The sequence below is a fragment of the uncultured Gordonia sp. genome (genome assembly GCF_937858515.1).
Classification (GTDB): Bacteria; Actinomycetota; Actinomycetes; order Mycobacteriales; family Mycobacteriaceae; genus Gordonia.
In genome coordinates this window covers 32,765-44,098 of sequence record NZ_CALLZT010000209.1, presented here as the reverse complement: position 1 = coordinate 44,098, position 11,334 = coordinate 32,765, and the positions used below count along the sequence as shown (strand labels likewise).

General features: G+C 67.9%; 11 protein-coding genes. 8 read left to right on the top strand and 3 right to left on the bottom strand.

What is annotated here, in order from left to right:
* Positions 1-8 precede the first annotated feature (8 nt).
* The gene (locus Q0627_RS20495; protein ID WP_298812386.1) at positions 9-695 is read right to left on the bottom strand and encodes a class I SAM-dependent methyltransferase; all 687 of its coding nucleotides are present in this window, start codon (positions 693-695) and stop codon (positions 9-11) included.
* Positions 696-744: 49 nt separating this feature from the next.
* Between Q0627_RS20495 and Q0627_RS20490 the strand changes: the two genes are divergently transcribed.
* From Q0627_RS20490 to Q0627_RS20475, 4 genes are all read left to right on the top strand, one after another.
* Entirely contained in the window at positions 745-1,719 is a 975-nt protein-coding gene (locus Q0627_RS20490) for an NADPH:quinone oxidoreductase family protein (protein ID WP_298812384.1), read from the top strand.
* A gap of 28 nt (positions 1,720-1,747) precedes the next feature.
* Positions 1,748-2,014, top strand: a complete 267-nt coding sequence (locus Q0627_RS20485) for a DUF2277 domain-containing protein (RefSeq protein WP_298812381.1) — start codon at positions 1,748-1,750, stop codon at positions 2,012-2,014.
* A 154-nt stretch (positions 2,015-2,168) separates the two neighbouring features.
* Positions 2,169-3,935: an ABC transporter substrate-binding protein/permease gene (locus Q0627_RS20480; RefSeq protein WP_298812501.1), complete on the top strand. Its 1,767-nt coding sequence runs from the start codon at positions 2,169-2,171 to the stop codon at positions 3,933-3,935.
* A 50-nt stretch (positions 3,936-3,985) separates the two neighbouring features.
* Complete coding sequence (locus tag Q0627_RS20475; RefSeq protein WP_291016975.1) at positions 3,986-4,738, top strand: amino acid ABC transporter ATP-binding protein; 753 nt, start codon at positions 3,986-3,988, stop codon at positions 4,736-4,738.
* A gap of 4 nt (positions 4,739-4,742) precedes the next feature.
* On the opposite strand, the gene Q0627_RS20470 is transcribed toward Q0627_RS20475, so the two are convergent.
* Positions 4,743-5,195: a peroxiredoxin gene (locus Q0627_RS20470; protein ID WP_291016978.1), complete on the bottom strand. Its 453-nt coding sequence runs from the start codon at positions 5,193-5,195 to the stop codon at positions 4,743-4,745.
* Between the two features lie 51 nt (positions 5,196-5,246).
* A complete protein-coding gene (locus Q0627_RS20465) occupies positions 5,247-5,912 on the bottom strand; it encodes a PaaI family thioesterase (protein ID WP_291016980.1) in 666 nt (221 codons plus the stop codon).
* A 187-nt stretch (positions 5,913-6,099) separates the two neighbouring features.
* On the opposite strand from Q0627_RS20465, the gene Q0627_RS20460 reads away from it, so the two are divergent.
* From Q0627_RS20460 to Q0627_RS20445, 4 genes are all read left to right on the top strand, one after another.
* A complete protein-coding gene (locus Q0627_RS20460) occupies positions 6,100-6,966 on the top strand; it encodes a lysophospholipid acyltransferase family protein (RefSeq protein WP_298812372.1) in 867 nt (288 codons plus the stop codon).
* Positions 6,967-7,039: 73 nt separating this feature from the next.
* Positions 7,040-8,719 carry an AMP-binding protein gene (locus tag Q0627_RS20455; RefSeq protein ID WP_291016989.1) on the top strand — a complete coding sequence of 560 codons (1,680 nt, stop codon included), beginning with the start codon at positions 7,040-7,042 and terminating at the stop codon, positions 8,717-8,719.
* Positions 8,720-8,726: 7 nt separating this feature from the next.
* On the top strand, positions 8,727-10,151 hold the full coding sequence (locus Q0627_RS20450; protein ID WP_291016985.1) for a wax ester/triacylglycerol synthase domain-containing protein: 1,425 nt from the start codon (positions 8,727-8,729) through the stop codon (positions 10,149-10,151).
* A complete protein-coding gene (locus tag Q0627_RS20445) occupies positions 10,148-11,305 on the top strand; it encodes an alpha/beta hydrolase family protein (protein WP_291016987.1) in 1,158 nt (385 codons plus the stop codon). Before Q0627_RS20450 ends, Q0627_RS20445 begins: the two co-directional genes overlap by 4 nt.
* The last annotated feature ends 29 nt before the right edge of the window (positions 11,306-11,334 follow it).

The following is an 11,334-nucleotide window of genomic DNA, read 5'->3' as shown; positions in this document are numbered from 1 at the left end:
GTGGCCGGCTATGGTTTCGGCAGCGGTGCCCCCACCTCGCCGCTGTCGCGGCGCAGCACCCGCAGCGAACCCTCGACGCGGACCTCCGTGAACTGACCGGAAGCCAGTGCCTGGCAATAGATCTCGTATGGGGGGCGACCGCCGTCGGCGGGGTCGGGGAACACGTCGTGGATCAGCAGCGCACCACCGATCCGCACCCACGGGGCCCAGCCGTCGAGGTCGTTCTGGGCGGCCTCCATGCTGTGCCCGCCGTCGATGAACACGAAGTCGGCCGGCTTGCCCCACGCGCGGGAGGCCGTCGTCGACGGGGCGAGCATCCCGATCACGGTCTGCTCCAGGCCGGCGTCGAACATGGTGCGCCGGAAGCGAGCCGACGTGTCGAGGGTGCCGCTGTGCGGGTCCACCAGCGTCGGATCGTGGTACTCCCAGCCCGGCTGATGTTCTTCGGAACCGCGATGATGGTCGACGGTCACCAGCACCGCGCCCGCGTCCTCGGCCGCCGACCCCAGGAACACCGTCGACTTGCCGCAGTAGGTGCCGACCTCGACGCCCACCTTCGTCGAATCAGGTTGTGCCAGATATTCTCCCGCGATCTCGAACAGCGTCTGGGCCTCGTCGAGGGGCATGAAACCGGGAGCGTCGGCGGCTACCGCGAGGCGTTCGGGGGACGGGGCGTGCGCCGGTGAGACGGTCATGCCCCGATCCTAACGGTGCCCTCGATCACAGCGGAGTAGGGTCGCAGAGATGAAGGCCCAACTGCTCACTGAAGAGACCGGCCCCGGCGGGCTCGCGCTGACCGAGATCCCCGACCCCCCCCGGGCCCCGGCCCCCCCCCCGGTCGCCACAAAGCGGTGGGGGGTGTGTTTCCGGGTGCGGCGGCCCCCCGCGGCCAAGCCCGCGCCCCGCCCGCCGCTGCCGTTCATCCCGGGTACCGAGGTGGCCGGGGTCGTCCGGGAAGCACCCGAGGGCGGACAGTACGGGGCGGGTGACAAGGTGCTGGTCACCCCGATGATCGGAGGATTCGCCGAACAGATCCTCGTGGTGCCCGAGATGCTCCTGCCGATGCCCGAGGGCCTGACCTTCGACGAGGGCGCGGCGCTGGGTATCAACTTCCAGACCGCGGTGTTCGCGCTCAAGATGCGGGCGCAGACCGCTCCCGGCGAGGTGGTGGGTGTTCTCGGCGCCGCGGGCGGTATCGGGGTCGCGTCCATCCTGGTGGCCAAGGCGATGGGTGCCAAGGTGGTTGCCATCGTGCACCGCACCGGAGCCGACGAACTGCTGAAAAGCCTTGGCGCCGACCACATCGTGCAGCTCACCGACGGCTGGGGTGAGAAGCTGCGGGAATTCGCACCCGAGGGCGTCGACGTGATGATCGACCCGTCCGGCGGCGACGTATTCGACGAGGCACTGCGGCAGGTGGCCCCCGACGGCCGCTACGTCGTGGTCGGCTTCGCAGCCGGCGGCATCCCCACCGTCAAGCTGAACCGGGTGTTGTTCCGCAATATCGCGATCGTCGGCGCGGCGTGGGGCGAGTACCTGCGCACCCACCCGAACGACAACATCCCGGGCCTCATCCACGACGAGATCACCGAGATGATCGAGGCGGGGCTGCGTCCACCGGTGACGGCCACCTACAGCCTCGCCGACACCGCGCAGGCGTTGACGGATATGGCCGCCGGGAAGATCCTGGGTAAGGCGGTCGTCCAGATCGCGGAGTGAGGCAGCCAGTCGATCCAGGGAGCCGGATATGTGCCGAAATATCACCGAACTGCGGGGTCTGGAACCTCCGGCCACCTCCGACGAGGTGGAGGCCGCCGCACGGCAGTACATCCGGAAGGTGAGCGGGATCCGGCATCCGTCGGCCGCCACCGAGGTCGCGTTCGAAGAGGCCGTCGCGGCAGTGGCGGCGGCCACCCGCGAACTGCTCGGTGTGCTGCCGCAGCGCCGGCAACCGCCCAGTACGGTGCCGCCGCTGCGGCGGCCGGAGGTCATCGCGCGCATGCAAGGCCGGTGACTTTCGGTCACGGTGACGCCAACCCTCCGGATAAGCGCCGAAACCCGGAGCATGGGCACGTCGGCTCGGTAGGGTTCCGATCGTGCCCACCTCACCGATAGCGGCGCCCCCGCGACCACTTCCCGTCCGGCTGTGCGTGATCGCGGCGGTCTCGCTGCTGATCGCGCTTCTCGCGCTGGTCGCAGTGCCGGCGCCGGCGGCCCACGCCGCGCCCGACAACTGCGTCGCGCCCGGCTTGGCGTCGGCGTCGGCGGCACCGGTCAACCTGGCCGCCGCCGACGAGGGCGGCGTCGACAAATACACCACGCCCACGACCACCCCGGTCGATCAGATCGACGTCAGGGCGCTGGAACTGATCACCCCCGGCACCATTTCCGTGGGCACCCTCTCCGACGCCGGGCCGAGCATCTGCGTCAACCGCAAGGGCGTGTTCACCGGCTTCGACAACGAACTGCTCAAGGCCGTCGCCGCCAAGCTCGGCCTCAAGACCACCTTCGCCGGCACCGAATTCGCCGGCCTGCTCTCGCAGGTGGCCAACAACCGGTTCGACGTCGGCTCGTCGTCGATCACCACCACCGACGAACGCCGGCAGACCGTCGACTTCACCAACGGCTACGACTTCGGCTACTTCTCGCTGGTCGCGCCGCCCGACGGCAAGGTGACCAGCTTCTCCGATCTCGGGCCCGGTCAGCGGATCGGCGTGGTGCAGGGCACCGTGCAGGACGACTACGTCGTCAACACCCTCAAGCTCGACCCGGTGAAGTTCCCCGATTACGCCACCGCTTACGCCAACCTCAAGACCGGGCAGATCGACGCCTGGGTGGCGCCGTCGCAGCAGGCCGAGGGCGCGGTGAAGCCCGGCGACGGGGTCAAGATCACCGAGAATACGTTCAGCGTCAACAACTTCGTGGCCTGGGCCGTCGGCAAGAACAAGCCGAAACTGGTGGCTGCGCTCAACTCCGGACTTGATGCGATCATCGCCGACGGTACCTACGCCAAGCTGTACACCGACTGGGTACCCCGCGAACTGCCTGCGGGCTGGACCCCCGGCAGCAAGGCAGCCGCGAAACCCGACCTGCCCGACATCGCCGCCATCGCCCGCGACAACGCCGCAGGCAAGGAGGACGACACCGGCACCCGCAAGGGCACCCTCGCGCAGTTGAGCGACACCTTCTTCAACTGGGACCTCTACAAGGAATCGTTCCCGGACCTGTTCAAGACCGGCCTGCCCAACACACTGCTGCTGGCGCTGGTGTCGGGGGTGCTCGGCACGCTGCTCGGCCTGCTGCTGGCCGTCGCCGGTATCTCCCGCTCGCGGTGGCTGCGCTGGCCCGCCCGCATCTACACCGACATCTTCCGCGGCCTGCCCGCTGTGGTCGTCATCCTGATCGTCGGGCTCGGCATCGGCCCGGTGGTCAGCGACGTCACCGGCAACAATCCGTACTGGCTGGGTGCGGTGGCGCTGGCGCTGCTGGCCGCGGCCTACATCGGTGAGATCTTCCGCTCCGGTATCCAGAGCGTCGAGGCCGGGCAGCTGGAGGCCTCGCGTGCGATCGGCTTCTCCTACGGACAGTCGATGCGGCTGGTGGTGATCCCGCAGGGCGTCCGGCGGGTGCTGCCCGCGTTGATGAACCAGTTCATCAGCCTCATCAAGGACAGCTCGCTGGTGTATTTCCTGGGTCTGCTGGCCAGCCAGCGCGAACTGTTCGCCGTCGGCCGCGACCTCAACGCGCAGACGGGCAACCTGTCGCCGCTGGTCGCCGCGGGTCTGGTGTATCTGCTGCTGACGATCCCGCTGACGCATCTGGTCAACTACATCGATCATCGGCTGCGCACCGGGCGTCCGGCACCCGTCGAGGACGATCCGGAGCCGTTGGTGACCAGCGACGGTCTGGTCCCCGAATCGCCCAAGAAGTTGTAGCCCGGTAGCCGCGAGAACCCGAAAGAGACCGAGAACCCGAAAGAGACACTGTGTCAACCACATCCACAACCACCAAGCAGGCGGTGTCGCTCACCGGCACCGGTCTGCACCTGGCGTTCGGGAACAACAAGGTGCTCAAGGGCGTCGACATCCACGTCGACGCCGGCACCACCACCACGGTGATCGGGCCCTCGGGATCGGGCAAGTCGACGCTCCTGCGCGTCCTGAACCGTCTGCACGAACCCGACAGCGGCGACATCGCCCTCGACGGCCGGTCGGTACTCCAGGACAACCCCGACGACCTGCGCAAACGCATCGGGATGGTGTTTCAGCACTTCAACCTGTTCCCGCACAAGAGCGTCGCCGACAACATCGCACTCGGCCCCCGCAAACTCAAGGGCCTGAACAAGGATGAAGCGCGGGCGGCGGCGCTGCGGCAGCTCGAACTCGTCGGCCTTGCGCACAAGGCCGACGCCCGGCCGGCCAACCTGTCGGGCGGACAGCAGCAGCGGGTGGCCATCGCGCGGGCACTCGCGATGGAGCCGCAGGTGATGTTCTTCGATGAGGCCACCTCGGCACTGGACCCCGAACTGGTCAAGGGCGTGCTGGCGTTGATGGCCGACCTCGCCTCCGGCGGCATGACGATGGTCGTGGTCACCCACGAAATGGGCTATGCCCGAAACGTTTCCGACAACGTCGTGTTCATGGACCAGGGAGTGGTGGTAGAGACCGGCAAGCCGGAACAGATCTTCACCGACGCCGCATCCGAGCGTCTGCGGACATTCCTGTCGCAGGTGCTGTAGCCACTCAGCTCTTGGCCAGCGCCTTGAGTGCGGCGTCGGCGTGTACGTTCATGTTGATCTCGCTGTGTACGGCCGCCACGATCACCCCGTCGGCGCCGATGGCGAAGGTGGCCCGCTGGTTTGGCAGGATGCCGATGCGCCGGCTCACGCCGTATTGCCGGGCCACCGACTTGTCCGCGTCCGACAGCAGCGGGTAGCCCAGACTGAACGTCTTGTCGAAGGTCTTCTGCTTGGTCACATCGTCGGCGCTGATGCCCAGGACGCGTGCGCCCGCCGCGGTGAACTCGCCGACGATGTCGCGGAAGTGGCAGGCCTCCTTGGTGCAGCCGGGGGTTAGCGCCGCGGGATAGAAGAACAGCACCGCCGGGCCCTCGGCCAGCACCGACGAGAGCGTGACGGGGTTGCCGTCCTGGTCGGGCAGGGTGAAGTCGGGCGCGGTGTCGCCGGTCTTGAGCACGATGTCTCCTGGGTGTTCCGGGGGCAGGGCTGTGCGCGTACTCCAGCCACTCTAGTCGGGACGCTGTGCGCTGCCGTCGACGCTGGTGAGCGGGCGTGCATTCGATTCCTTGGGGAGGATGAACACGCCCTCGGCGACGACGGTGTCGCCCTGAGAGTCGGAGATGGAGCCGCGCACGATCTTCTTGCGGCCCGCCCGCTCGGCAACGTGGGCGGTCGCCTTGAGTGGGGTGAACAAGAAAGTCGGCCGCAGGAAGCGCACGGTGATGGTGCCGGTGTAGGCGGCCTGTTCGTCGCGGGCGGCGGCCGAGCCGAGGATCGCGTCGAGCACCATCATCGAAATACCGCCGTGGACGCAGCCGGGCGGTCCCTCATACGGTGCGCCGAGGGTGAATTCGGCGGCCGAGCCGCCCTCGGGCGGGTAGGTGAGGGTGAGTGGAGGCGCGACACCGTTGGACAGCCCGATCACGGCGTTTCCCCAGGCCATGCCGCTGCCGTTGGAGTTGTATCGCACGCCGAACGCACCGTCGATCTGTGTGGTGCGCAGCGTTGCGGCGATATCGGAGATCTGTGTGGTGGCCGCGCGGATGGTGTCGTCGTCGACCTCGGTGCGGATCGCGGCGTCGATCAACTCGCGGACCGCCGCGCCGAGGGGTCCGTACAGGCCGGCGAGGCGGCGGATCTCGTCGTCGGGTAGATCGTGATGTTGAAAGTCCATACGGTAAGCCTATCTATAGCGTCGCGACCCGTAAGCTGGTTGCCGGACCGAGTTGGTGATACTCAGAAAACTGTAACGTGTTCTAATTTAGGATGTAGTGACGGCGAGGTCGGCTGTACCGGAGGCGATCGCAGCAGGTGATCGCCCGGGGGAGCGCCACGACAGGCGCGGAGGAGTGCGAGAGAAGATGACCGACGAACCAACGGCACCGGCCGGCGAGGCCAAGCCGGGCGGGGACAAGGCTCAAGGGGACACGACCGATGGGCTGCGCACCGATCTGGTGGCACGCGACGAGGACTGGGTCAAACGGGTCCTGCCGCTGCTGCGCCTGATCGCCAAGACCTACTTCCGGTCCGAGGTCACCGGAATGGACAAGGTGCCTGATGGTGGCGTGCTCATGGTGTCCAACCACTCGGGCGGAATGATGGCCTTCGATGTGCCGGTCATCGGCGTCGCCTTTGCCGACCAGTTCGGCGAGGACCGGCCCCTGTACACCCTTGCCCACGACCTGGTGTTCACCGGACCGGGTAAGGACATCTTCGGCAAGGTGGGCTTCTTGCCCGCGCACCCCAAGAACGCCGTCCGCGCACTCAAGGAGGGTGCCGCCACGCTGGTGTTCCCCGGCGGGACGTGGGATGCGATGCGGCCCACCTCCGACATGGCCAAGATCGACTTCGGTGGCCGCACCGGCTACGTCAGGACCGCACTCAAGGCCGGCGTGCCGATCGTGCCCATCGTGACGATCGGAGGGCAGGAGACGCAGTGGTTCATCAACCGCGGCGACACCTTGGCCAAGCTGCTTCGCCTGGACAAACTGATCCGTGCCGATTCCGCCCCGTTCATCTTCGGTTTCCCGTTCGGCCTGAGTCTCGGTGCCTCGCTGAACGTCCCGTTGCCGTCCAAGCTGGTCACCGAGGTCCTCGACCCGATCAACATCGCCGACGAATTCGGCGATGATCCCGATATCGACGTCGTCGATGCGGAGATCCGCAAGCGGATGCAGCACGCGCTCGACGGTCTCGCCGCCGATCGGCGGTTCCCCATCATCGGTTGACGGGGCAGGACTGACAGGCCTGGCCCGGGAATACGACATAAGAAAGGTCCGACGAGAGACGATGAGGCGGGGAATGGACATCACCGGTGTGGTGGCAGCGGTCCGCGGCCGGATCATGGCATTGATCTGGGTGGTCCGCGAACTGGTCGGCAGCGGGTTTCTCGCACTGCTGCGGCCCGACAAGTACGCGCGGATGGGGCTGGCCATGTACCGGCACGGCGGTGCGTCACCGGTCAGCGGCATCGGCCTGGCAGCCGCCCGCAACCCGAACGGCATCGCGATCATCGATGAGGCCGGACCGGTCACCTGGGGTGAACTGGACCGGCGGGCCGACGCCCTGGCCGCGGCGCTGGCCGCCATGCCGCGCGCGTCGACCGTCGCGGTCATGTGCCGCAATCATCGCGGCCTCGTCGAGTCGATCGCCGCGGTGTCGCGACTCGGCGCCGACTCGGTGCTGCTCAATACCGGTTTCGCCGCACCACAGCTCGCCGACGTGCTCGAGCGCGAGAACGTCGACGTGCTCATCGCCGACGACGAGTTCGACGGACTCCTCGGTCCGGCCGTGCAGCGGCTGCCCGGATTGCGGGTGGTGCGCGCGTGGATCGAAGATCCGGATGCCGACGTGGCCGGCACGGATTCGCTGGACGGACTGATCGAGGCGCACTGGGGTCACCGCGCAAAGCGTCCGGCCAAGGCGGGTCGCATCGTGCTGCTCACCTCGGGTACCACCGGCACACCGAAGGGAGCGCGCCGCGGCGGCAGCACCGACGTCTCGTCGCTGGCCGCGATGTTCGAGCGCATTCCGTGGCGTGCGGGGGAGTCGACGGTGATCGCCGCACCGGTCTTCCATGCCTGGGGATTCGGCCAGATGGCCATCTCCTCGACCATGACCTGCACGATGATCATGGCCCGCCGGTTCGATCCACAGGGCACGCTCGACCTGGTGCGCAAGCATTCGGCCACGGGCCTGGCGGTTGTGCCTGTGATGCTCGAGCGCATCATCGACCTGCCGGCCGAGGTGCTCGACGCCCGGCCGACGCCGTCGCTGCGGTTCGTCACCGCGAGCGGTTCGCGGATGCGGACCGAGGCGCTGCTGGCGTTCATGGACCGCTACGGCGACATCGTCTACAACAGCTACAACGCCACCGAGGCCGGCCTCATCAGCACCGCGACCCCGGCCGATATGCGCATCGCCCCCGAGACCGCCGGTCGTCCCCTCACCGGGACGAACGTCCGGATTCTCGACGACGACGACCACGTGCTCGGCACCGACGAGATCGGACGGATCGTCGTGGAGAGCAACTCCGGATTCGACGGCTACACCTCCGGCAACACTAAGGCGTTCGCCGGAAACCACATGGTCTCCGGCGACGTCGGCCGCATCGACGGCAACGGACTGTTGTTCGTGGTGGGCCGCGACGACGAGATGATCGTCTCCGGCGGCGAGAACGTGTACCCGCAGGAGGTCGAAGAGGTGCTCGGCGCGTATCCGGGTGTCGGGGAGGTGGCCGTGATCGGTGTCGACGACGAGAAGTTCGGTCAGCGGCTGGCCGCGTACGTGGTGCGCCGGCCCGGTGCCGAACTCGGCGAAGCCGACCTCAAAGAGCACGTCAAGGCGCAACTCGCCGGCTACAAGGTGCCGCGCGAGGTTCATTTCCTCGATGAGCTGCCCCGCAACGCGACCGGCAAGGTGCTCAAGCGCGCACTCGGCGGTGGCCCGGTGGCGGGCGGCCCCGAAGCGAAAGTGGGGTGAGGACATCATGGAACGGCTGAGCGGGCCCGACGCCCTCATGCTGAATATGGAGACACGCACGACGCCGATGCACACGCTCAAGATCGCGGTCATCGACACCTCGCGCCGGGGAAAGCCCGTCACACTGCGTGAACTCGAGGACGTCCTGCCGCGGTATCTGGGCAGGTTCCCGCGGGCCACCCAGCATCTCGAGCGGCTGCCCGCCTATCAGGCCCGGCCGTTCTGGGTGCGCGACAAGGAATTCGACATCCGAAACCACCTCGAAGAGGTCACCCTGCCCGCACCGGGCAGGCGGACGGAACTCGACGCGGTGCTCGCCGGGCTGGCCGTGCGGCAGTTGGACCGGCACCGTCCGCTGTGGGCGCTCACTCTGGTGCACGGGGTCACCGGCGGTCGCCAGGCGGTGGTGGTGCGCATCCATCACGCGGTGGCCGACGGCCTGGCCGCGCTCAACACGTTCAGGGGCGCCACATCGGAGGAGGGCGGGGTCATCGAGCCCGCGCCCATCGACCCCACCTCGGCGCCGGCCGATCGCCGGGTGCTGGGCAGGATGGCGCGTGAGGAATCGCGCCGCCTGATCCGGGCGATGCCGGGAATGGTCGGTGGGTTCGCCCGCGCCGCGCATCTCAAGAGCAGCACGCCGACTCTGCCCAAGCCGCTCGCGGTGCCGCGCAACAGTTTCAACACCCCGAGTGGTGCCGTGCGGGTGTGCGCCAGCGGCGACATCCCGCTGGCCGCGGTGCAGAAGATCGCGACGGCTACCGAGACCACCGTCAACGGCGCCCTGCACGGGGTGATCGCCGGTGCGATGCGCGCCGAACTGCTGTCTCGCGGTGAGGATCCGGGAGCCCAGGTCAGTGTGTTCGGGGTGTGCAAGGACATCACCTCGCCCCGCACCTGGGGAAACGAGATCGCCACTGCCGCAGCGTATCTGCGGGCGGACCTGGAGGATCCGGTGGAGCGGGTCAAGCAGACCGCCACCAGTTGCGGGGAGGCCGTCGCCTATCGACGGCAGGTCGGTTTCGAGCTGACGGAGAAGACGTCGGCCTACACAGGGCGGCTCGGACCGGTGTTCCGGATTCTGGCGGCGCACCGCATGCCGCGGGTCATGAACAACATCACCACCGCGAACATGCCGGGGCCCAAGAAGACCCGCTGGGTCGGTGACATCGAGGTGGTCGACTGGGTGTCGTTCGCGCTGGCGATCGCACCCGCCGACGTGAACCTGACCGCCTACAGCTACGCGGGCCGAATCACGATGGGTCTGGTGTCGACCCCCGAGTCGATGCCTGATCCGCACAGTTTCCTTGAGCGCGTTCATGATTCGCTCAACGAGGTATCCCGGGCGTTGGACCTGCCGGAAAGTCCGCGTCTGGTCTGGCTCGAGTCGGACAGCGGTTCCGACGGTCTGAAGATAGAGGAAAAGCGTTGAAAAGCTGGGAGACCGGGTTCAGCCGGGCCTATATGTTCGCCGAGGTGGTACCCCGGTCGCTGCGCAGCGCCCGGATCGCGCACATCCGCGACACCCGCAGCGGTCGTCCCCGGTCGGGATGGGGACCTCGGGCCGTCGGTGAAACCGTCTTCGATGAGTTCTTCATCGCCATCAACTCGGTGCTGCGCGACATCCCCGCCGACGAGGCGATCACCGCCTACGTGGACCGGTGTGCGGTGATCGCCGACGAGTTCGCCACCCTCGGCGTCCGGGGGGCCAACCAGGATCCCGGACCGCCCGAGATCCTGTCCCGGCAGTCGCGCCGATTCATGGCCACGCCGTACGACCAGATCACGTTCCGGGTCAACGACCCACTGCCGGCGTCCGTCGCGGGGTTCGACCCGGCCGCCGACGACGAGGCATCGGCGCGGGTACTGAGCCACGGCGGTTCGCGGCGCCGCTGGCTGATCTGGGTACACGGCGCCGCCCAGGGCAGGCCCGACGACCTGTTCACCTTCCGGGCCGCGCACCTGCACAACAATCTGGACTTCGAGCTCGTGCTGCCGGTTCTTCCCGCCCACGGGCCGCGCAGCGTGCCGGGCGTGGCGTATCCGGGTTTCGACCCGATCCTCAACGTGCTGATCACGATGCGGGCGGTCGCCGAGATCCGCTCGCTGATCGGCTGGATCGAAACCCACGACCCGATCGACATCACCATCGCCGGCACCTCGCTGGGCGGGCCGATCGCGGCGCTGGTGGCCTCGCTCGATCCGCGGGTGTCGTCGGTGATGGCGACGGTGCCGATGCTCGATATGCACCGCACCCTCACCCACCACATGTCCCGCGGCGGTATCCGCGGCAAGTTGATGGCCGACTTGCTGAGCAGCGAACCCGTGCGGACCGTGTCGGCCGTGATGGATCCGCTCAGCGTCGAACCGTACGCCGAGCCGGACCGGCGAATGGTGATCGCCGCGCTCAACGACCGCATCACCTCGGTCACGGCCGCCCAACGGCTGCATCAGCACTGGGGTGGGCGGGTGCACTGGTACCAGGGCAGCCATGTCGGGTCGGTGTTCTCCGGCGACGTCAAGGCCGTCGCCGACAACTTCCTGCTCGGCAGGCCGTCACAACCGGTCAACCATCCCGCCGGTTAAGGCGTGAGGAGCGAATGCGACGAGCCTCG